The sequence below is a fragment of the Chromobacterium haemolyticum genome, assembly GCF_002081825.1.
In the GTDB taxonomy this organism is placed as follows: domain Bacteria; phylum Pseudomonadota; class Gammaproteobacteria; order Burkholderiales; family Chromobacteriaceae; genus Chromobacterium; species Chromobacterium fluminis.
Genome location: NZ_MUKU01000029.1, coordinates 25,305 through 46,587 on the forward strand (window position 1 = coordinate 25,305; position 21,283 = coordinate 46,587).

24 protein-coding genes are annotated in these 21,283 nt (G+C 63.1%); 3 read left to right on the forward strand and 21 right to left on the reverse strand.

What is annotated here, in order from left to right:
* Positions 1-5: 5 nt before the first annotated feature.
* From B0T39_RS18245 to B0T39_RS18335, 19 genes are all read right to left on the reverse strand, one after another.
* The gene (locus B0T39_RS18245; RefSeq protein ID WP_081549101.1) at positions 6-332 is read right to left on the reverse strand and encodes a hypothetical protein; all 327 of its coding nucleotides are present in this window, start codon (positions 330-332) and stop codon (positions 6-8) included.
* A 456-nt stretch (positions 333-788) separates the two neighbouring features.
* Positions 789-2,195 (reverse strand): hypothetical protein, encoded by a 1,407-nt coding sequence (locus tag B0T39_RS18250; RefSeq protein ID WP_081549103.1) that lies wholly within the window; start codon positions 2,193-2,195, stop codon positions 789-791.
* A 282-nt stretch (positions 2,196-2,477) separates the two neighbouring features.
* Positions 2,478-3,056, reverse strand: coding sequence for a YmfQ family protein (locus tag B0T39_RS18255; RefSeq protein ID WP_019102045.1), 579 nt, complete (start codon positions 3,054-3,056; stop codon positions 2,478-2,480).
* Entirely contained in the window at positions 3,053-4,117 is a 1,065-nt protein-coding gene (locus B0T39_RS18260) for a baseplate J/gp47 family protein (protein ID WP_043589281.1), read from the reverse strand. Before B0T39_RS18260 ends, B0T39_RS18255 begins: the two co-directional genes overlap by 4 nt.
* Positions 4,117-4,467, reverse strand: coding sequence for a phage GP46 family protein (locus tag B0T39_RS18265; protein WP_019102042.1), 351 nt, complete (start codon positions 4,465-4,467; stop codon positions 4,117-4,119). Before B0T39_RS18265 ends, B0T39_RS18260 begins: the two co-directional genes overlap by 1 nt.
* 106 nt (positions 4,468-4,573) lie before the next feature.
* Positions 4,574-5,197 carry a phage baseplate assembly protein V gene (locus tag B0T39_RS18270; RefSeq protein ID WP_019102041.1) on the reverse strand — a complete coding sequence of 208 codons (624 nt, stop codon included), beginning with the start codon at positions 5,195-5,197 and terminating at the stop codon, positions 4,574-4,576.
* A 20-nt stretch (positions 5,198-5,217) separates the two neighbouring features.
* Positions 5,218-6,276 (reverse strand): phage baseplate assembly protein, encoded by a 1,059-nt coding sequence (locus tag B0T39_RS18275; RefSeq protein WP_254894596.1) that lies wholly within the window; start codon positions 6,274-6,276, stop codon positions 5,218-5,220.
* Positions 6,260-7,567 carry a DNA circularization protein gene (locus tag B0T39_RS18280; RefSeq protein WP_081549105.1) on the reverse strand — a complete coding sequence of 436 codons (1,308 nt, stop codon included), beginning with the start codon at positions 7,565-7,567 and terminating at the stop codon, positions 6,260-6,262. Before B0T39_RS18280 ends, B0T39_RS18275 begins: the two co-directional genes overlap by 17 nt.
* Entirely contained in the window at positions 7,567-9,450 is a 1,884-nt protein-coding gene (locus tag B0T39_RS18285; RefSeq protein WP_081549107.1) for a hypothetical protein, read from the reverse strand. The genes B0T39_RS18280 and B0T39_RS18285 overlap by 1 nt, the downstream gene beginning before the upstream one ends.
* Before the next feature lie 236 nt (positions 9,451-9,686).
* Positions 9,687-10,061, reverse strand: a complete 375-nt coding sequence (locus B0T39_RS18290) for a phage tail protein (protein ID WP_081549109.1) — start codon at positions 10,059-10,061, stop codon at positions 9,687-9,689.
* Between the two features lie 153 nt (positions 10,062-10,214).
* Positions 10,215-11,636: a phage tail sheath C-terminal domain-containing protein gene (locus B0T39_RS18295; RefSeq protein WP_081549111.1), complete on the reverse strand. Its 1,422-nt coding sequence runs from the start codon at positions 11,634-11,636 to the stop codon at positions 10,215-10,217.
* Positions 11,637-11,711: 75 nt separating this feature from the next.
* Positions 11,712-12,410 (reverse strand): phage protein Gp37, encoded by a 699-nt coding sequence (locus tag B0T39_RS18300; protein ID WP_081549113.1) that lies wholly within the window; start codon positions 12,408-12,410, stop codon positions 11,712-11,714.
* A gap of 115 nt (positions 12,411-12,525) precedes the next feature.
* Positions 12,526-13,170, reverse strand: a complete 645-nt coding sequence (locus B0T39_RS18305; RefSeq protein WP_081549115.1) for a phage tail protein — start codon at positions 13,168-13,170, stop codon at positions 12,526-12,528.
* A gap of 81 nt (positions 13,171-13,251) precedes the next feature.
* Positions 13,252-13,467, reverse strand: coding sequence for a hypothetical protein (locus B0T39_RS18310; protein WP_081549117.1), 216 nt, complete (start codon positions 13,465-13,467; stop codon positions 13,252-13,254).
* Between the two features lie 14 nt (positions 13,468-13,481).
* Positions 13,482-13,679: a TraR/DksA family transcriptional regulator gene (locus B0T39_RS18315; RefSeq protein ID WP_081549119.1), complete on the reverse strand. Its 198-nt coding sequence runs from the start codon at positions 13,677-13,679 to the stop codon at positions 13,482-13,484.
* Entirely contained in the window at positions 13,676-14,254 is a 579-nt protein-coding gene (locus tag B0T39_RS18320; RefSeq protein WP_081549121.1) for a hypothetical protein, read from the reverse strand. Before B0T39_RS18320 ends, B0T39_RS18315 begins: the two co-directional genes overlap by 4 nt.
* Positions 14,254-14,478 (reverse strand): hypothetical protein, encoded by a 225-nt coding sequence (locus B0T39_RS18325; RefSeq protein ID WP_254894597.1) that lies wholly within the window; start codon positions 14,476-14,478, stop codon positions 14,254-14,256. The genes B0T39_RS18320 and B0T39_RS18325 overlap by 1 nt, the downstream gene beginning before the upstream one ends.
* Entirely contained in the window at positions 14,475-14,897 is a 423-nt protein-coding gene (locus B0T39_RS18330; protein WP_081549123.1) for a M15 family metallopeptidase, read from the reverse strand. The genes B0T39_RS18325 and B0T39_RS18330 overlap by 4 nt, the downstream gene beginning before the upstream one ends.
* Before the next feature lie 137 nt (positions 14,898-15,034).
* On the reverse strand, positions 15,035-15,448 hold the full coding sequence (locus B0T39_RS18335; protein WP_081549125.1) for a Mor transcription activator family protein: 414 nt from the start codon (positions 15,446-15,448) through the stop codon (positions 15,035-15,037).
* Between the two features lie 329 nt (positions 15,449-15,777).
* Here B0T39_RS18335 and B0T39_RS18340 point away from each other — a divergent pair, with 329 nt between their 5' ends.
* Entirely contained in the window at positions 15,778-16,497 is a 720-nt protein-coding gene (locus B0T39_RS18340) for a S24 family peptidase (protein WP_176219601.1), read from the forward strand.
* Positions 16,498-16,701: 204 nt separating this feature from the next.
* Positions 16,702-17,286 (forward strand): SIS domain-containing protein, encoded by a 585-nt coding sequence (locus B0T39_RS18345; protein WP_081549129.1) that lies wholly within the window; start codon positions 16,702-16,704, stop codon positions 17,284-17,286.
* 146 nt (positions 17,287-17,432) lie between these two features.
* Here the strand turns inward: B0T39_RS18345 and B0T39_RS18350 are convergent, their stop codons facing one another.
* Both B0T39_RS18350 and B0T39_RS18355 read right to left on the reverse strand, forming a co-directional pair.
* Entirely contained in the window at positions 17,433-18,368 is a 936-nt protein-coding gene (locus B0T39_RS18350; protein WP_081549131.1) for an alpha/beta hydrolase, read from the reverse strand.
* 207 nt (positions 18,369-18,575) lie between these two features.
* Complete coding sequence (locus B0T39_RS18355; protein ID WP_019101572.1) at positions 18,576-19,451, reverse strand: HD domain-containing phosphohydrolase; 876 nt, start codon at positions 19,449-19,451, stop codon at positions 18,576-18,578.
* Positions 19,452-19,734: 283 nt separating this feature from the next.
* On the opposite strand from B0T39_RS18355, the gene B0T39_RS18360 reads away from it, so the two are divergent.
* The gene (locus tag B0T39_RS18360; RefSeq protein WP_176219602.1) at positions 19,735-21,099 is read left to right on the forward strand and encodes an SGNH/GDSL hydrolase family protein; all 1,365 of its coding nucleotides are present in this window, start codon (positions 19,735-19,737) and stop codon (positions 21,097-21,099) included.
* The last annotated feature ends 184 nt before the right edge of the window (positions 21,100-21,283 follow it).

The following is a 21,283-nucleotide window of genomic DNA, read 5'->3' on the forward strand; positions in this document are numbered from 1 at the left end:
GCGCCTTATATCACATCGGAAATCTGCTCGAAGCCGGCTTGCAACTCCTGGCGGATGGGCTCCAGCAGCGCCGCCATTTGCTGGCAGTTGACGTGCTTGTCCTCCTGGCTGTCCTGCAGCAACGCCATCAATGCATGCAGACTCTGGTTGGCGGCGTGGACGTGGACGATGCCCTGGGTCAGGCTTTCATCGGCCTGCAGATAGCGCTGCTCCATGAGCTTGACCAGAGCGTAAGTCTCATCCTGACCGGCGGTGACGATGCGCAGCTGCTTGATCTGCTCATGCAGGCGCTGCAACGGTGACAACTCCGGCTTGGCGACGGGGGCGTTCATGGCTGGCCCTCCGGTGTCTCGGGCCGGGTATGGCAAGGGTGCGGCTGGCAGAAACTCAATATATTCATTATGGCCTCCACAAACATCTGCTTAAGAATGCCTGCGCGGCACGCGCGGAAGGCGTGGGCAGGCTCATGACAAAGTGGGAGGACCGCAGTGCGCACGGCAGCCCCCTTGCGGGGACTCAGTGCCATGGCCTGCCCTGTTTGCGGCAGACGCATGGACGTAGCGAACCGCTGGCCAGCGGTTGCTACCACACTAAAGTAGGACCTCCCAGTCCCGCGGCTGTGGATTGTCACAGCGCAAGGGCGAGAGTAAGGGGGGATGGCTGGAGCGTCAAGGCGGCGGCGGACCGGGGGGCGGAGATTAGCGCAAAAGCCGGCATTTGGCAGCGCCGGTGCTGGCCGTAAAAAAGCCGCATCCGGAAAGGATGCGGCTGGCGGGCGCTTGGCCGACTTAACTGAAGCTGAGCACGCTGTTGGCATTGCCCGCCACGCCGCTGGTAGCCGGCGAATATACCGTCGGGCAACCGGTCGATGCGGCCTTGGTGTCGTAGGCCTCCAAATAACTGGTGCTGTAGGTCTCAAACCCGACCTGGCAGTTCTTTGCCCAACCGCCATTAATTACCATGGTCGTTCCGCAAAGCGCTCTGAACCCATTGTTGCAGTTTTCCGCAATGGCCATCGGCGCGTAAATCACCCCAGCCCAAACCGCTTGAAAGCCGGTATCGCAAGTGAGCGCCTTGCCGCGCCGCCCCTGCGGCAAAGCCGGCACCGGTCCGGAACCATGATTCCATATCACAGCACCGGAATGCGCCTCGAAGCCAACCCCGGATTGCTCCACCACACTGCCATCACACCAGAGATACGCGTTGCGAGCGGTGGCAAAGCCAAATCGTACCCCGGTTACCCGCCCCTCGGTGACCCACGCACGGCTGGTATCCGCACACAGCATCCCATGCGGGTAGGCACTGCGCTCATTGGCATCGAGTCGAACAGGTACTTTGGTAAGAAAGTTTTTGCCCTCGCCGACGATGTTCACGTAATGCAGCTCGCAGTGAGACCCTCCGCCAACGACAACGCCCCATTCCTTAACCTTGTTGACCCTCAACTTGCTGTTGCTGAAGCGGGAGTTCTGCTCCACTTGCAGACCGCTGCCCGCCCCCTCCAGGATCAAAGAATTTTCCGCCCCCCACACCCATGAACCTTCGCCGATATGCAGGCAGCGGTGAGTCCAATTGCCTTCGGTGGCCTCGCCGATCAGGTGAAAGCCGGAGAACTCGACACCACGGGCATTGGTAAACACCACGCCATGGCTATTCTTATCCGCACCCGCCACAAAGCGGATCTGGCAGGCCGAGGGATTGGCGATATTGCCGCGGATGCGAATGCGGCTGGCGAAGGGCTGGTTGCCCAAGCCAATGCCTGTCGAGGTGTATTGGCCGTCGTCCACCTTGATCAGCACGTCGGTCTTCAGGGTTTTGCCGTTGAGGCTGTTCCAGGCGCTGGCGATGTCGGCGAACTCGCGGCCGGGGCCCACCTGCAGCTCCTTGTAACCGTTTATCCCCCAGTCGTCGATTTTCATCGCGTCGGTGATGCCGTAACCGGCCAGCGTGGTCGGCTTGCTGGCGCCGCCCCAGGCGATCTGCTTCACCGCCTGCAACAACTGATCCTTGCGCGCCGGGTCCGCGCTCTGGCCGCTGCTTTTGACCACGGTCAACAGCTCCTCCTGGCTGGCGATGACCGCGGACTGAACATTGTTCAGCCAGTCGGCGCCGACAATGGTGCCCAGCTCGCCGCTGCTGGGGTTGCCGTCGTGAAACAGGGTGTCCGGCGTGGGAACCGGCTTGATGACATCTTTCATCAGTCTCTCCAAAAAACAGTGAATGAATCAGGACAGGGTCGGGGTTTGCTGGGATTGGCTGCCTAGGCGCGCCCAAACCTCCTGCTGCGTATCGAAGGTCGAAGACGCCGGAACCGGCGCGGGGTCGGCCGCAAGGTCTTTGTTTTGATCGGGGTTTGCCGTGGATTGGGGGTCTTGCATGGAGCGCTCCTGAAGGAAGAGAAAGAGCACAGGCTCCCGCCCGCCGGGGCGGGGCTGTGAGGGGAAGGGAGAAAGGACGGGAAGGTCCGCGTGAGGCGCGGTTTAAGGCTGGTAGGCGAAGTAGACGTAGGTATGGGCCGGCTTCAGATCCTTGAACAGATCTTCCAGCCGTGGGTCGCCGAAGGTGGTGAGGCGTTCCCCGGCCAACGATTGACCTGCACGGAAAAAGTATGGCCGGGTCTTGGCGCCGAACACGGTGACTTGCCACACCCAGGGAATGTCCGCGGTCCACAGCTGCTGGCCGGCGCGGTTGATGCCGGCGCGGAAGGGCTGCGGCTCGCTGATGGCGATGCGGTAGCCCATGCCGGCCGCCAGCCGGGTGAAGTATGGAATGGACAGACCGCCGGTTTCCGCCAGCTTGGCCAGCACCGCCTGTTGACGCTGCTGGTAGGGCGCGTCCGTCGGCGGGGTCAGGCCGCAGACGCGCTCCCAGTCCGGCAGCAGGCCTTCGGCCAGCAGCGGCGTGGTGGCGCCCACCAACTGCCGGGCGCTGTTCTGCACCCGGTCCAGCGCCGCGCCTTCGCTGCCCAGCTCGGCCTGCAGTCGCGGCCCGTCCGGACTGTAGCTGACCGGCGGCAGCAAACGCGTCAGCAATTCGCTATGCGGGGTTTGCGGGCTCATTGCATCCCCCTCACCGTGAGTTTGCCCAGACGCAGCCATTCCACGGTTTTCTCATTCACCGCCGGCGCGATATTGTCGGCGGGCGACAGCAGTTGGCGGTCCACCACGCCGGGCAGGTCGGAGATCAATGCTTCCAGCCGGCTCTTGTACAGCTTGCTGCCGGGGGCGAGGCTGGAGAAATGGGCGGCCAGCACTTGGCGCAGCGGTTCGGTGACGGCTTGCACGGTGGTGCCGTCCACCATCAGCGCCACTTCGATGTCCACCGGCCGCGGCGTGGGCGCCAACACCAGGCAGTTCTTGGCGGTGACCGGGCGCAGGTCTTCGATATGGGCTTGCACCGCGGCCAGGGTGTCGGCCGAAGGCAGGCTATCCTGAGCGGTGATCACCACGTCCACGGTGCCCAGGCCGCGGCGCAGCGGGTAGACGTAGGCGGCGGACACGCCCGGCACTTCCAGCGCCCAGCGCCGGTAATCGTGACGGTTGCCGCCGGCCGGCGGACGGCGGATCAGTTCCAGCAGCCGCGCCAGCAAGGCGGCGTCGTCCTCTTCGTCCACGCCGCCGTCCATGTTGACGAAGCTGACGCGGCTGGCCAGGCCGCTGGGCGCGGCCATCAGTTCGGCCACCGTTCCGGCCGGCACGTTGCCGGCCAGGCCGGGCAGATCGGCGGCCACCGCCACGCGGGCCTGGCCGTCCACGTCCAGCTGGCCGCCGGCCTGGGTGGTATAGAGTTGTTCGCCCAGCCGTACTTTCAGGCCGGCGGCGAAACCGGCGCCGGAGTTGCCGCCCAATTGCAGCAGGCCCTTGGCCGCCACTGGCGGCTTGCGGCTGAGGCCGCGCACCCGGGCGTGCTGTTCCAGATAGTCGCGGTCGGCGCTGTCGGGAAAAATCTGGCGGGCAATCCAGCTTTGATGCTGGTACAAGCCTTCCACCGCGCTGGCGACCGAGCTGGCGCGCACGTAGAAGTCGCTGTCGGGGCCGACGTCGGCGTCGGCGCGCAGGTTTTGCAGATCGCGCAGCAGCGCGCCGCGTATGGTTTCAAAATCCGGGGTGGACAGGGGCATCAGGCTATCCTCACGTGGTGTTGGAAATGTCGGGTCTGGCCGCCGGCCTCTTCCACTTCGACCAACAGCAGCAAACGGCCGCTGCCGGGACGCTGCGCCTCAACGCCGACACGGCGGGCGCGGCCGTCGCGCAATAGCGGTTGCAGGGCTTGTTCGGCGTACTGGCAGGCCAGCAGATCGATCTGGCTGCTGTCCTTGCTGCGCGACAACAGATGCAGGCGGGAGCCGAGTTCGGGATCGGCCCACCAGCCGCCCAGCGGGGTCATCAGCCTCAGGTAGACGGCGTTGGCCAGGGTATCAGTGGTGGAGCCGGCGTAATCGCCGGTAATGGGGTCCAATAGAGGGTCCATGGCGTTATTTTCCGGGTTTGAAAGGGTTGGGGATAAGGGAAGCGGGTCAGTGCCGGCGAGCGTTCAAGCAAGCGATATCAACAGCACGCTTGGTGAAAATCGTGTTTTACAACGGTGGACTGGTCGTACCGTGCACGCCGTTATGCTGGTGGCCCACCAGGCTCTTGCCCCCGGCCACCACGTCGCCGCTGACGGTGACGTTGCCCTTGACGCTGGCGCCGCTGCCGCCCTGAATGGCCATGCCGCCGTTGCCGTTGATCTGGCCCTGGGCCACGAGTTGCGCGCTGGTGCTGAGCGTGGGCGTGGTGAAGCTGGCTTGTTCGCTGGCGTTGACCTGCCAGTTCTTGCAGCGCAGGCTGAAGGTGTCGCACTCCACCTCGATCAAGCGGCCGCGCTTGAGCACGATCTTGCTGCCTTCGTCGCTGTACAGCGCCACTTCGCCGGGTTTGAGCTGTTTCAGCCGGTAGCTGCCGTGTTCGGTGGCGATCACCACACCGTGGCTGCTGCGCCCGCCCAGGGGAAGCACCACCGCCATGCTGCCCGGCGGCGGATTGGCGCTGTAACCGTAGTGCTGGAACAGTTCGGCGTCCTGCAGCTGCTCGCCGGCCAGCGCGTCGGCCTGAACGGTTTGCACGTCGCCGGCGCTGTCCACGCGGGTCAGCACCGCGCGGAAGCCCTGCCGCACATTGCTGAAGGCGCGGCGGATTCTCTGGTCTACGTCATTCCACATCGTTTCAACCTTTCTTTGTTTCAGCGTTTGCGCATCGCCGGCAGCCAGCGGCCGTCCTCTTTCAGCGTCAGCCGGGTGGTGCAGCCCTGCCCGCGTCCGCCGCTGAAGGTGCGCGCCATCAGGAAATAAGTGCCGCCCTTGATGCCGTGCGGCTCGCTTTCCACCTGGATGCGCTGGCCGGGAGTCCACAGTTCGCCGGCGCTGTTGCGATGGCCGGCCACGGTGGCGCTGAGGGTGTAGCCGGCCAGCCGGGCGTCGGCCAGCATCTTGTCCGCGCGCGCCGCCAGTTCCGCCGGATTGGCGGCGTCCGGCTCCACCACGATGCGCGGTTTGTGATACCGGACGTCCGGGTCCGCGGACTGATGCTTGAGATCGTGCCTGCCCGGGGTCAAGGCCTGACGGTGGCCCTGGCCAAGCAGGGTTAGCTGCGAGTAGCGCGGCGCGTGGGAGCGGGTTTCCGTCAGGCTGAGCACATTGTTGCCCTTGCCGTCGCGGCGCAAGATCAGCTTGGCCTTGGCCGGCGCGCTGTAATCCGGGCCGCCCACCACCAGAGTGCCGTCCGGATCGAACCAGGCGGCGAGGCCGTTGGCCGCCGCTGCGCGGGTGAGCACGTCCCAGGCGCTGTTGCCCGGATCCACGCTGATTTTCTCGATCTGGCCCTTGCCCTTGGCGTCCACGCGCAGGCGGCTGACGCCCAGCGGCTTGATCACGTTCTCCAGCACATCACTCAACGTCATGCCCTTGCCGGTAAGCAACGGCGCGCTGCAGTCCAGCAACATGCCGGCCAGGTCCCGGCCCGACAGCGTCAGCTGATGGCTGCCGGCGCTTATGCTGTGGCTGATGTCGTCCACGCGCCCCAGCAGCACGACGTCTGCGCCCACCAGCACTTTGACCTCGGCGCCAGGCTCCACCGCCGGCGGCACCTCGCCGCCGGGCAGGCCCAGCGACACCTGCCAGGCGTCGGCGGCCACGGTCAGATCGGAATCGATGCTGTACTGGGTCCAGTAACGATGGGTCTTGCCGGCGATCTCCAGGCTGACTTCGTTATTGGCCGAAACGGTCTTAGCGGGCGTAGCCATGGATCAGCTCTCCTGCTTGCAGATGGTTGGGATGCGCCAGCTGCGGGTTCAGCCGCAGCAGCTCGGCGGCGCGGCCGCTGTCGCCGTACCACAAGTGGGCCAGCTGACGCAGATTGGCGGCGGATTCCACCTTGCGGGTGATCAAGGGCGGCTTGGCGGCCACCAGGCCGGCGGCACTGCGTTGCACCTGCAGGCCCAGATCGCGCAGACTTTCAATCACCTGGCGCGCGTCCTCGCCCGGCAGCGCCTTGCGCCATTGCTCTATGGTCTGCTGCAAGGTGGCGCGCACGTCGCCGGCCACTTGCTCCAGCGCCGGCGGCGTCAACGTAGGCTGCGCGGCTTCCGAGCGGAACAGATCGGCGGCGGCGTTCGCCATCGAGGTGGACACGGTCAGCTTGAGCAAGGCATCGATGCGGATTTCGTCCTCGGTCCAGACCTCCAGCGCCTTGCCGGCCTGGCTCAAGCTGTCCGACGCGCGGCCGATTTTCTTGGACACGCCGTTGAGCCTGTCCTTCATCGCGTTCCAATCGGCCAGAGTAGCCTGCGGCAGCTTCGCTTCCGCCTCCCACTTCAGGCCCGGCCAGATTTCCAGCTTGACGCCAAAACGCCAGTTGGCGACCTCGTCCACCAAGGACGTCACCTGGCCGATGAAGGCTTGCGGATAGGCCAGCAAGTCCACCACCTGGGCAATGCCTTGCTGCGCCATGCCGGCAAGCTGCCGCACGGTATCGCTCAAGCGCACGCGCAGCGCGCCCAGCCGGGTCAGCGCGGTATTGGCGTTTTGCAGCAGGCCCTGAGCCTTGGCGAAGGCCTCGCCGCCCAGGCTGCGCGCCTTGGCCGCCAAAGCGCTGATGGCCTCCACCTGCTGCAAGGGCTGCTGGCTGGCGAAAAAGGGATTGCCCGGCGTGGCCTCCACCCAGTTCACTTCCACGGTGCAGGAGTCCGGCGCGTCGGCCTCGTGACTGATCTGGTAATCCAGCAGCTGCGCCTTGGGCATGCTGCCGAATACCGGGTGGATCAGTTCGCCCGGCCCTGCCTGGTCCAGCGCGGCGACGAAGTCGCGCAGCCGCTGCTGATAATCGCGGCCCCAGAAGAAGACGCTGAGCGACACCTTGCGCGCCTTGCGGCCCAGGTCCTCGACGTCTGCGCCGTCCAGATAGGGGTATTCGTGCATCGCCTGGTCGCGCTGGGCGCTGTCCACGCTGCGCAGGCATTCAAAGCGCACCCCGCGGAAACTGGCGTCCACCAGCGCGCCGGCGGCGGAGCCGGCAAACAGACTGAGATTGAACATCAGCTTCTCCTTTGTTGTTGGCTATTGGCGGCGTTGACGGCGGCGACGATATTGCCGTTTTGGACGTCTACGGTGATATTGGTAGGCTGGGCTAGATGGCTGACCAACTGGCTCAAACTGGCCTGGATTTGCGACATGACCATCAGCAACTGCTCGTTCGAAGCATTGGCGCTTGGACCGCCGGGCATGCTGGTATTGGATAGTGCGGGGGATGCCGAAGCCAATGCATCCATCGCGACGGGACTAGACTGGGCATCCTCGCCCCCAGGCAGAGCTGCTCCAGCCGCAGCCACCGTTTTCTTTGTTGGCTTTTGCGCTGGCTGCGCACTTTTAGATGTGGTACGCAGCTTATCCGTCGCCGTTTTTTTCGCAGCCTCTTTAGGAGTGGTCTGCGCGCTGGTTTTGGAAGTCAAATTGGCAGCCTTTCGCTGTTCCTTCTTTTCCTTTTCCTGCTTTGCCCTTGCCGCATATTCTTTTTCAACGGACTTAATATAATCCCTGTTCAGCTCGGCTATTTTCTCTCCGACCATGACTTCCGTATATCTCGCGCCCATCAAGTCGCTACGATCATTATGTGCAAACCAAGAGAATACCCCCGTACCATCGACATCCACCGCAGAATAGGCTTGGCCGTTTTTATCCTCCAAGGTTTTTTTCAAATCGACATCATTAGGCAACGTGCGAGGAGGACCCCATTTATTAACGTAATCTCCACCGGTCAAGCCTTGGGCAATTAATTTGACACTATCTCCTGCAGCTTTGCCCACAATGGCTTCCACAGCCCTTTGCGCAACAGCGCCCTGCATCAGTTTTCCAGCCTTACCACCAACGCCCATAGAAGCAGCGATGCCAAGTCCCTCGGTCATTGCTTCGTGGAATCGGCCATTAATGACATGATCGCCAAACCCGATAACATCATTGGTCGCGCTCAAGGCCTGTGCCACGCCAGGCATCATGGAGGGTAGTCGGGGTATCAATTTTGCCAATGCGCCCGGCACGGCCTCTTTCCCCAAAATGGATGCCGCCAATGTCACGGCATCGGGAATAGCCTGTTTGCTGGCCACTTTCTTTCTTAATTGTTCCAGCTGGATTTTCTTCTGCCCGGCGGGCAGATCCTCAAGAGCTTTGGCTGGGCGAGGCAACTTTTTAGGCGCTTGTTTTTTCGACACTTGTTTTTTCGGCGATGCAGGCCCTTGGCTTTTTTTGTCGCCAAAGAATGTGTCGTACAATCCCAGCCCCGCGCCCGCCAGCGATTCTGTGACTTTCTTTTCAATCGGCTCGGTCATTTCGCTGACTTTCCCGCCGACCACATCCATGGAACTTTCCGCCGCATTCAACAGCGTGTCGGTAAGGCCGATCTTGCCATCCTTGGGCAGAGATACATGGTCTCCGCCCAAAGCAAACGTATCGAAAGCAGTTCCAGGCCAGCTGCCATCCGGCAAGCCAAAAGCCTCGGTAAAATTTTTGGCGTCTGCCTGTACTATTTTTTTGATATCCATTCCCTGATCCTTGAGGATCTGGGGGATCATTTCTTTGGCGAGCTTATTTGAGGCCTGATTGTAAAGCGCATCGGAATATGGCTTTTTCCCATGCTTCTTCATTAAATTCTTGGTTGATGCGCGGAGAAAAGAGTCATAAACATCGCCAGTCCCGCCATTGGTCGACTCCGCCACGGACAGCCATAGATACAGCCCATCCAGCTCCTGCGAACGCTTGATTGCCTTGGCTTTTTCATGCGGCAGCACTGCGCTTTGATGCGCTTCTTGCTTCATCTTTTCTGCAACCGCACCCTTCAGAAAAGAGTAGATATCCGCATACTCCCCTCTTTTCCTGGCGGCCATTTCTTCTAGCTTCTTCAACTGCTCCGGGCTTAATTTAAGCATAACTGCTCCAGGTCAATGCTTCACCGCCCCGTAAAATCAACTACTCATCAGATAAGGCTCTATACCTGTCAAAATGCACTGATGTCTTACCGCAGCTTAAAACTGCGTATTCGCTCATATGATTTTCTGAGGCGACAAGGCGGGAATATATGAGAAGACGGCCAGATGCTTCCTGTCACACCACATTCCACATCCAGCCGTTAATTATTTAATCAGCCGATTAAATAAGCTTGAGCTCACTCCTGAACCTTACGCAGCGACAGTAGCTTGATATCGCGGCGCGATTCGCTTTCCACGCCGTATTTCTCGCCCACTTCCAGCGTGAAGCAGTCCAGGTAGCTAGTGCGCTTGCCGCCCGGCGCCACCGGGAATTCGGTGAGCTTGGCGCCTTCGATCGCTTCCCAGTCCAGCTCGCCGGACAGCGGGATGGAGACGGTGACGGACAGCTCGTATTCCGAGATGCCACGCGCGAAGCCGCGGGCGCGGCCGCTGCTGTTCATGGTTTTCACCAGCTTGCGGCCGGTCTTGCTGCTGACGTTCAGATCGATGACGTCGATTTCCTGGCCGTTGACTTCCATTACGATCGAACCTGCGTATTCTTTCAAAGCCATGTGAATGTCCTTTTCGGTTTCATGTGGACGGCCCTGCCGATTTGGCGGCGGGCCGCCGGGTCAAGCGTTAACGGGGAAAACTAGGCCCGCTCGGGTAAGCACGCAGGGGCAAGACGGCGCGCCGCGGCACCCCGCGTGTTTACCCAGCGCCGCTTACAGCAGCAGATCGATGCGGCCGGCGAACACATGCAGGCCGTTGACCACGTCCACCGGGATCTTGGCGTCCAGACGATTCACGTCTTGCGCGTCGCGCTCGACGATCAGGCCGTCCTTGTTGGCCTCCACCGCCTCGATGATTTCCAGCTCTTCCAGCTTGTAGAGCACGTCCAGCAGCTCGGAGCGGACCTTGGACGGGGTGCGATCGGACAGCTTTTCGCGCGGGAAGCGCAGCGCCACGCGCTCGCGGCAGGCGCGGCGCACGTAGTCCAGGGTGCGGATGGTGGTCAGATCCAGCAGCGACACGTCGTCCACGCCCTGCGCGTCCTTGGTGTAGGTGCTGATGGAGCGCACGATCTGCACGCGTTCGCCCGGGCCCACTTCCAGCGGGGTCACGCCGTTGTAGAGGGCGTTTTCCTGCTCGGTGCGGCTGGTGCGGGCGGCCAGTTCCACCACGTCCAGGCCTTTGAGCTCCAGGGTGTTGAGCGGACGGGCCGGATCTTCCTCGCTGGCGATCACCGCGGCGTAAGCGGCGGCCAGTTCGCCCGGCAGTTTGGCGGAGCCGCGATACCAGGCGGCGCTGACGCGGCCGCTGGCCAGTTTGGAGGCGACGGCGCTGACTTCCGACAGCGCGCCGACGGCGCCGACCACGCCAATGGCGCCGCGTTGCTCCATCGGACCGGACACGAAGTCCAGATGGGTGCGCAGCGCGGTGAAGGCGGTGTCGTTGTTGAAGGGATTGACCACGATGTGGTGGCCGCCGCTGACCACGGCCGCCAGCGCCGGAGCGATGTCCGGATCGGCGGCGCCGCCCTTCATCGCGCCCACGGTGATGCCGAGGCCGGCGATCTGTTCCTGCGCTTTCAAGGCGACGGCGTTGCCGGCCGCGCCCTTGTGGCGAGCGGTCAGGGTCAGCACTTCCTTGGCCGCGGCGGCGGTCACCGGCAGATCCGCCAGCTTGTCGACGGCGGCCTTGGCGGCGGCGGCGATCTTGGCGGCGTCGTCGCCTGCGGCCACGGCCACGTCGATGCGGCGGCCGCCGATGAACAGGCTGGCCACACCGGCGCCGGTGGCCGGGCCGGTGAAGGTGAAGGTGCCGACGGCGGCGGAGGCGCTGTCCGCGTCGTCAACCGCGATCACGCTGAGTTGCAGATAGGGGTTGGCGTTGATGGCGGCGCGGGCCAGCAGATGGGCGTAGGAGCCGCGGCCGAAAGCCTGGGCGGCCTGCTCGTCGCTGAACACGTCCAGCGCGGCCAGAGCCGGTTGAGCGGCGTCGGCGAAACGCTGGCCGATCACCAGCACGCGTTGCGGATTGCCCGGCAGGGTGCGCACCGCCAGCTTGGTGTTGAACTCGAAGTATTTTCCCGGCTTGCGGATGGACGCCGGAATCTGGTCGAAGCTGATGTTGGGGCTGGCCATAGAGTATGGGCTCCTGATTGATGCGGTTGGGAGAAAGTCGCCGCGCCGGACGGCGCGACGGGATGCTGCGAAAAATCAAATAACGGGCGGCTTGGGCTGCAGCACGACATCCTGGGCTTTGACACCCGTTTTGCCGTCCAGGCTGTAGTCCAGCCGGGTGCTGCGCCATTCGACGGCGGAGCCTTCCAGCCGGCCGCCGAAGCGGGCGAACAGCTGGTCCGGATCCGTCTCGCCTTGCGGCGACGGCCAGTGGCCGTTGTCCAGCGCCTCGTCCAGCCAGTGGGTAGCGAAATCGCAAGCCACCAGACTCCAAGGCTCGCCGTCCCGCTGCGCCTGAGCCAGCGGTCGCACTTGCTCGGGAATCAGCGGCGACACCGCCAGGCCGAAATCCTGGGCCGCCAGCAAGCGACGCACCGCGTAAACCAGCTGCCAGACGCCGGCGCCGGCGTAGCCGCGATCCGCCTGCAGGCGGTCGCCGACGATGACGGTGAAGCGGGCCTGCGCCTTGTAGCGCTGGCGTTGGCTGGCCGAAGGCTGGCAGGCGATAACGCCGCCGGCCACGGTCCACAAGGCCGGCAAGCGCGCCAGCGCCTGCGGATTCAGACCCGGGCTGCCCGCAGCCGGCGTCAGCCGGCTTTGGTAACGGCCTTGCGCCAGATCCAGCCCGCAGAGGCCGGTTTCGTCCAAATCGGCCGCCACTTCGCGCACCATGCGGCCCAGGCCTTGGCGCAGGCGGTCGGCGATGGCGTCTTGCAGTTGGATCAGCTGGGACATGATTTCCTCAATGATTCAGCGGTTTATCGATACGGCTATTGTCTCGCGCCCGCGGTTTTGGGCTTAGCTGAGCGATGTCAGTGGGGCTTGCGGCCGCGGGCGCGGCCGAGGTGGATCAAGCCTTGATGCAGGCCAGCAGGGCGAGGTTGCGAGGACGCGCTGCGCCGATCGAACTGACGTAGTTGCTCAGCGCGCCCTTGACGCCTGTCACATAGTGCATTTCCAGGCCTGGGTAGCCCGCCAGATCAGGAACATCTGCCCCGAAGGCGGCGGTGCCGGCGGCAGCTTGCCCTGTGCCTACATTGGTGCTGATGTTGTAGAGCTCGTTGTCGCTGAAATATTCGTTAGCGGCGACCAACGTGCCCTTCTGCGCGCTGCCACTCTTGCGCGCCGGGTCCACGCCGCGGCCGTCGTCCCAGCCACGGATGAATTCGCCGCGCAGGTCAGGGACATTGAACATGGCTTCGTCGCTGTTCTTCGCATCGCGGAAGCTGTCGCCGATCACGCTGAACAAGGCGGGATACGCGCTTTTGGCATAGGCCTTGCCATCTGCCTTCAACCAGCCTTCCGGGGCTTTCTCCGCGGCAAAATGCATGACAGCGCCGCTGGGCACGCCTTGTCCCTTGCCTGCCTCTTGGCCGCAACAAGTCGCGTTCATCTGGAACTGCGCGCCCTTGCCATCCGCAGCCATTGCAGCGTCTTCATGGCCAATTAAATTGAACTGCAGCTGCGGCTTGATACAGATCGTCGTTTGCGACATCTGGATTCCTTTCACTAGGTTTGAGAGGGGGGAAATTCGACGCCGCGCCGGAGGCGGGCGGATGAAACGGCGTGCCGCCGCTCAGTGGAGCAAGCGCTTGAGGAACTCGCCCAGCAACGTCACCGCCAGCGCGGACAAAGCGCCGGACATGGCGCCGCTGCGCGCGGCCTGGACTTCGACGTCGCGCAGGCGGCCGTCCAGTTCTTCCAGTTTCTTGTCTTGTTTAGCGAGGTGCGCCACGATCATGTCCAGCTTGCCTTCTATGCGGCCCAGGGCCATCAGATTGTCATGTTCCACGTGAAACCCGCCTTTCAGCCTTCGGCCAGTTGTTGGCAAATCACGCAACGGGTGCAGCTGGGCATGATCGCCCGTCGCGCGGACGAGATGGGGTCGCCGCAATCCTCGCAGTGGCTGTAGCCGGCCTGGCCGAACTGTTGGTAATGACGGGCAATCGCTTGCTCGCGGAACTCGGTCTCCAGCTCGCTGGCCCGATCGAAAAAGTCGCTCATGGTTGTGGTCCTTCGGAAGTAAACAGCCCGCCGAGCGCCGTCAGCCTTTGTTCCAGCTGCTGGCACCAGGCGCCGTAATCAGCGGCGTGAGCCAGGAGGTCTGCTGCCGGTAGCCCGGCGCCGGCGGAGGCGGCTTGATGGGGATTTGCAATAGATACGGAGTCGGTTGCGGGCACTGCGGCGGCGGAGTAGCCGAGGACTTGCCGGTAGAGGCGCAGGCTGTCAGGGCCAAGGCCGCCATAGCGGCCGCCATCCTGTTGCACGACATATTCGATCCTTTGTTTCTGGTCTCGCAGCCGCTGCTGCAGATCCTGTTGCTGACTTAACAAGCGCGCCTCCTGCCGGCCCAGCAGTTCGCGCAGACGTTGCTGCTGCTGCAAGGCCGCCTGCAGTTGCAATTGGGCGCGCTCCGCCTCGGCGGCCTGACGGCCTTGATCCGCCGCCCGCTGTTCGGCCAAGCGCGCGCGCCAACTCTCCGCGCCGTGGCGCAGTCCCAGCGGATAGGCCAGACACGCCGCCAACAAGGGCGGCAGCAGCCAGCCCCCCAACTTCAGCCACGAGGGCACCGGGCCCATCAGCGGCCGCCTCGATCTCGCCAGGCGGCGATCAGACGCAAGCCCGCGGAGTAGCCGCCGACAATGCCGAGATAAATCAGCCAGATATCCGCGCCCAAGGTGCCGCGCAGTCCCTCCACCACAAACAAGAGCGTGGCCGCCGCGCAGGCGATGTTCGCCCACAGCCGGGAATGGCTCAGCCGGCTGCCACCGGGCCGGGTCAGCAAATCGGACAGACGCATCATTTCTTCTCCTTGTCGAGGCTGGTCGAATTCAACTCAAAGTGGGGAAACTCGCGGAACGGCGCGTCCGGTCGTCCATACCAGTTCAGGCCCAACGCGGCGCCGATCTCGCCCATCACCTGCCAGTGCGGGTGGTGGGCGTCCCAGACCGGCTTGCCGCCGATCAGCGGCACCACGTCGAAAGCTCGCGCCGCTGGACTGCCGTGCAACATGACGTTGTGCGCGGACTGCCCCGCGCGGGCGTTGGTCACCTTCGGCCCAGGCCGGGAACGGCCCTGCGCGTACAAGGCGTCCTGTTCCGCGCCGGAACGCCAGGTGCAGGTGATCAAGGCCTCCACGCCGGCGTCGCGGCAGCGCCGCACAAACGCCTCAGCCAGGGGTTGCAACTGCGGGTGCAGGTCGGAAATAGCTCTGCTGGCCATGAAGACTCCTTGTTGTTGACTAAACGTGGCACATCGGCCGGCCGTCATGCGCGGCGCGCGCAGCCCTGCCAGGCACGGACGGAACCGACTAGAAACAAACAGGAGAAATCGGAAGAGAGGGGAAGCGGCGTATAGCCTTAATGCAGATCTTGACTAGGCGTTTTCAGCACGCGCCACACCATGCGGTCGCTCAGTTGGAAACGGATAGCCAGCACGCTGACCGCCTCGTTGGCGCCCAGGCCTTGCTCCAACAGTTGATCGAAGTCGTTCAACAACTGCTGATTGCGCGCCAGGCGCAAAGCCTGACTGCAGCGCGGCACATACAGGATGTCGCCGCCAAAGTGATACGTCAGGCTGGCGGCGGCGTCTTCGCCTATCACTTCCACTAAGGCGGCGAAGCGCAACTGGCCCGCCTTGCTTTGGTTTTTGGAAATGGGCAAGGTGGTGCCGCCCAAGGCCTGCACCAGTTGCAAGGTGCGCGGCAAGCCGATCAGCTCAGCCACCAGGCGCATGGTTTCGGGCAGGGCCGGGGCGATATTGGCTACGGTCATCGCGGAAATCTCCTTGAAATCACGGGACAAAGACGATAAGTTCTAAATGAGTTATAATTAATCAAGATCAGGCACGCCACCTGCATTTAGAACTGCCGTTCTAAACACGGGTAAGCCCATGAATTCTATTGAAATCGAGCACATCGGCAGGTACTTCGGAAGATACCTTGCTTGGGTTCGATTGATTTTGAACTTATCTCGAATTCATGAGTGCTATTTTAGTTCAAAACATAAAACTGATCAATTAGTACGATGTCACTACCTGTCCTTTTGTACAGGACATTTGACCGGGCCGTGGCGCCGGCCTCGCACGCCAAATGGAGTTCTACATGGAAAAAAACTTGGAACAGAGTGACTTCAAGCAGCGACTGGAACTGCTGATTGGGGCGGAGAAGCCCTACGCCTGGGCAACCCGCATTGGAATCAACAAAGGTTCGTTCACCAATATGTGGTATCACGGCGGCGTGCCGCGCGCGGCCACCGCCAGCAAGATCGCGGAGGCTAGCGGCTGCAGGCTGGAATGGCTTTTGCACGGTAGCGGCCCGCAGTACGACGCGGCTCCTCCACCCGGCGCGTCCATCCGACTAGAACGAGATCCAGATTGTTTTGTACCCGACAACGTTCATGAAGAGTTCTGTTTTATCCCGCGCTATAACTTGAAGGCCTCAGCCGGCTTCGGTTCCAATGCCAGCGAAGAAGCACCAATGTTCTACATGGCCTTCCGAAAATACTGGATCAAGAACCACCTGAACGCCTCCGCCCGGGATCTGGCGGTGATCAGCGTCAAGGGCGACAGCATGAGCGGCGTGCTGGAGGATCGCGACACCATCCTGGTCAACACCGCCGAGCACTCCCCCGGCGAAGGGCTTTACGTGATCCGCATGGGCGAGGACATCTTCGTCAAGCAGCTGCAACGTTTGCCCGGCGGCGCGGTGCAGGTGCGCAGCGCCAATCCCTTGTACGAGACCTTCACCGTGGACCTGCAACGCAATACCGGCGAGTTCGAGGTCATCGGCCGCGTGGTCTGGTTTGGACGGCAGATCGGCTGAGAACCGGTTTGCGATCCGCTGTGCTTCGCGGAGCGCCACAGGGAGTGCATAGCTTCGAAACGCGCAAGCGCCGCGCGTGCATTCCGCTTTCTCAATTGTTTTCGCCTGGTCCCGCTCTTGTTCGCGAGAGCGCAAACAGGTTCTGAGCCCGACCTTGCGGGTGTAAACTGCGGTTTTGCCGCACCGCATGAAACGGACACCACCATGATTCAACACATCGAAGCCAGCCTGGTCGAAGCGCAAACCGCCTTGGCCAATCTGCTGGCCAACCCGGAAGCGCTGGCCAGCATCCACGCGGCGGCGCAAACCCTGATCGCCAGCTTGACGGCCGGCGGACGCATCTTTTCCTGCGGCAACGGCGGTTCTATGTGCGACGCCATGCATTTCGCCGAGGAACTGACCGGCCGCTACCGCAAGAATCGCCGCGGCATGGCCGCGGTCGCCATTTCCGACCCCAGCCACATGACTTGCGTGGCCAACGACTACGGCTACGAGTTCGTGTTTTCGCGCTATCTGGAAAGCCACGCCCGCGCCGGCGATGTGCTGATCGGCATCAGCACCAGCGGCAACAGCCAGACCATCGTCAACGCCGCGCAGGTGGCCCGCGAAATGGGCGTCAAGGTGATTATCCTCACCGGCCGCGCCGGCACGCGGCTGGAACCGCTGGCCGACGTCTACGTCAACACGCCCGGCGGCCAGTTTGCGGACCGGGTGCAGGAGCTGCACATCAAGGTGCTACATATCCTGATTGAATTGGTGGAACGCCACTTCTGCCCGGAAAACTATTGAGTTTCCCTTTCGTCACGCTTGCCATTGTGCGGAAGACGCGCGCCGCGCCCTATGCGACGCCTGTCAGTACAACGGCATGACGGCGCCGCTTAAAAAACCGCCGCCCGGTCAATCCGGCGGCGGTTTTGCTTTACGCCTGCGCGGCGCTAGCGGTTGAGGAAGACGCCGATGCGCTGATACACCTCTCGGCAAACGTCCGGCACGATGGCCTCCAGATTGAGGAAGGCGTGCACCATGCCTTCCAAGTGCAGGTGCTCCGCCTTCACCTCCGCCGCGCGCAGCTTGTCCGCGTAGAGAAACGCCTCATCGCGCAGCGGGTCGAAGCCGGCCGACACCAGCAAGGTCGGCGGTAGCTTGCGGCTAAACTCTCCATGCAGCGGCGAGGCCAGCAAGCGGTTCTCCGCATGCTGGAAGTAGTTATCGAAATACCAGGCCACCCGCGCCTTGGTCAGCAAATAGCCCTCGCCGTTCTCATCCACCGAGGGCTGGCTCAAGGTGTAGTCGACACTGGGATAGATCAGCACCTGACGCTTGATCCGCAAGGAGACGTCGTACTGGCCCAAAGCGCTGAGGCTGGACGTCAGCGCGCCGCCGGCGGAATCTCCGGCCAGTGACAGCTGACGCACATAGGGCAGTTGGCGCGCGTCCAGCGCCTGCCACAAGCCCTTGGCCACGACGGCGGCGTCCTGCAAACCGCCTGGGTACGGGCTTTCCGGCGCCAAACGGTAGTCGGCGGCCACCACAATGTGCTGGCTGGCGGCGGCGAGCCGGCGGCAAATCGGATCGTAAACGCTGACGCTGCCCACCATGTGTCCGCCGCCGTGGAAAAACGCCAGCACCGGCAGCGCGCGCTTCGGGTCCGGGTGGTAGATGCGCACCGGCACGGTGAAGTCGCGGCCCGGCACCAGATCGTCGTTGACCCAGGCGATGTCCGGCCCCGGCGTCACCATCTGCCGAGTCAGATTGGCCAGCGCTTCGCGTGCGCCGATCGACGTCGCCTTGTAGCCTTTGGCCACCAGTTCGGCCAATTCGCGGTTGTATTCCTCCAGCCAAACGGCCAGAGCAGGATCGAGCTGATGCATGCAAGCTCCTATAGGCCCAGGCGTGACGGACGGCGCGCGGGCGCAAGCGAGAGGAAGAGGGATGCCCGGCATAGACCGCTGCCGCGCCCAGCGTCGGCGGGTGGTCCGTCTGGGGACTTAAGCAGCTTATACCATTGGTATTGCCGCGCAAATGCGCGAGCACGCTTGTCATGTCCCTTGCGCTGGCTGGATCGCGCCGACGCCCCTTTAGCCGAACAAACGCTCCAGCAGGCTGGGTTTGCGCGTTTGCAACAACTGCTCGGCGCCCAACAGCAAATCGTCTATCAGCCCTGGGTCGCTACGCGGCTGGCGCGCCAACACCGGGTTGGAATGGCCTGACGGGGCCAGTTCCAGCAGCGGGCCGCGCCGCGTCAGCCTGTAGCCGCCGGCGCAGCTGGGACAGAAGATCTCCTCGCCGTCGGCCGTCCCTCGCGGCACGGCGATGATAGGGCCGCAGCCCGCGCAGCATTGCAAGGGAATGCCCGGCTCGCTATGGCCGATGACGTGATCGAACCGGCCAGCCTCGCCCAACTGGATGAAACGTTCGCCCAGTTCGCGGTCGAATTGGGTGCCCAGATTCTCCCGTATGATGGCCAGCGCGCGCTCCTTGGGCATGCCCCGCCGATACGGCCGGGTGCTGGTCATCGCGTCGAAGGCGTCGGCGATGCCGACGATGCGCGCCGCCAGCGGTATCTCCTTGTCTCTCAATCCCTGCGGGTAGCCGCGGCCGTCCGGCATTTCATGGTGGCTCAGCACCGCGTCCAGCGCCAACTCAGCCAAAGGATGATCGCTCAGCAAGTCGGCGCCCACTCGCGGATGGGTCTTGATGACCTCGTACTCGGCGTCGCTCAACTTGTCCGGCTTGTTCAACACCGCGTCAGGCACGCCTACCTTGCCCAGGTCGTGCAAAAAGCCGCCCAGCGCAATGCGCTCCACCTCGGACTGAGGCAGGCCCAGCTTATCGGCCAGCGCATAGCACAAGCGCGACACCCGCCATAAATGCCCGCCGGTATAAGCATCGCGCGCCTCCACCATCATCGCCATCGTGTACAGCGTTTTCAGAAGCTCCCGCGCTTGTCGCATCTTTCATCCCCGCATGCCGATGGGGCCCGGCCGCTAGAGCGATATCTGCAAGCGCTCCCGCGGCGACTCAGGCCGAATGATTTCAATATGGCATATCAATGCGGCTTTGCTGCGCTGTCAGCAATACGACAGTCGAGCGCCCAGAAATAGAGCAATCATTCCATTTGCATGAAATTTTCATTTTTCTTGGCTAGCCTAGACGGCACGCGGATCGCGCGCCGCCAACGGCGCGGTCCATGCGTTCGCGCCGTCGCCTGACGGCGCCCCACACGAGGAGACAACAATGAAATCGCTGCTATTGCTGGGCCTTGCCCTGATCCCGCTGAGCCACTCCGCCACCGCCGAACCGGTTCAGCCCGACCCTCGCTACAGCCACGTGCTGTCTTCGTCCGGCCCGCTCAGCCGCGAACAGCTGCTGAAGACGGCCCCGCCGGCGCCCATGAGCCGTGCCGCGCGCGGCGACGCCAATATCGAGCTGATGTCGGTGCCCGGCCCCGCCACCTATACCTATCTGCGCTGCTATTACCGCACCGGCGACGCCGCCAGACCCACCACCGACTACGTGTGGGGGCTGGACCCCAGCAGCGGCGACTACTACCGCTTGAACGGCTATTGGTGGTCCAGCAGCGCGCTGGACTGGAAGAACATGTATTACACCGACGTGGCGCAAAGCACGCTGCAATCGGTTTGCCGCGGCACCTTGCAGAAAAAGGGCATTCAGCAGAACCCGGCGATGGTGTTCGCCGCCGACAACCAGCTGTCGTTCAACTACACGGTATGGACCAACGACAAGGCCGGCCAGGGTTCCGGCATCAACAAGATCGTCGCCTTCGGCGATAGCCTGTCGGACAACCAAAATGTCTACAACGCCTCCATGTGGACGCTGCCCAACCGCAACAGTTGGTTCCTCGGCCACTTCAGCAACGGCCAAGTGTGGGTGGAATACCTGGCCGGCCGCCTGCAGTTGCCGGTGTACAACTGGGCGATAGGCGGCGCCGGCGTGGACACGCAAAAACTGGTGATTCCCGGCGTGCAACAGCAGGTGCAGTCGTGGAAAGACTACATGAAGCAAGCTCGCGACTACGATCCGGCCACTACGCTGTTCACCATGCTGATCGGCGGCAACGACTTCGTGAACTACAACAACTCGGTGGACAAGGTGATCAGCGGCCAGAGCCAGGCGCTGACCAGCCTGATAGACGCCGGCGCGCGCAACATCCTGGTGCTCAATCTGCCCGACGTGTCGCGGGCGCCGGTGTTCCAGTTCAAGTCCGGCGCGGCCCAGGTGGCCGTCCAGGTGCGCGACTACAACCAGCGCCTGAACGCGCTGGCCGCCCAGCTGCGCCTCAAATACGGCAGCGGCCTCAAGCTGAACGTGTTCGACAGCTACGCGCTGTTCAACAAGGTGCTGGGCAACCCCGCCGCCTACCAGTTCAACAACGTCACCCAGTCCTGCCTCAACATCAACGCGGACTCCAGCACCAACTACCTGAGCGCCCAGAGCCCTCGCGCCAACTGCGTGAATCCGGACAGCTTCGTGTTCTGGGACACCTTGCACCCCACCACCCGCACCCACAAAGTGCTGGCGGACGAGGTGTACGGCTTCCTGAACAGCTCCGCCGGCCTGGCCGCCCTGCCGCGACGCTGAGGACCGGTTCTAAAATCGATTGAATCAAGCAAGCGACCCAGCCCTTCCCCAGCAGGCCGCCCACCGGCGGCCTGTTGTTTTGCAAGGGCTTTTCCGGACACGCATTTGAGCGCGACGACGGCAGCGCATACAATGAAGGATTTTCCGGCGCGCCCGCCTCCGCGCAGCGAGCCGGCCCGGAACC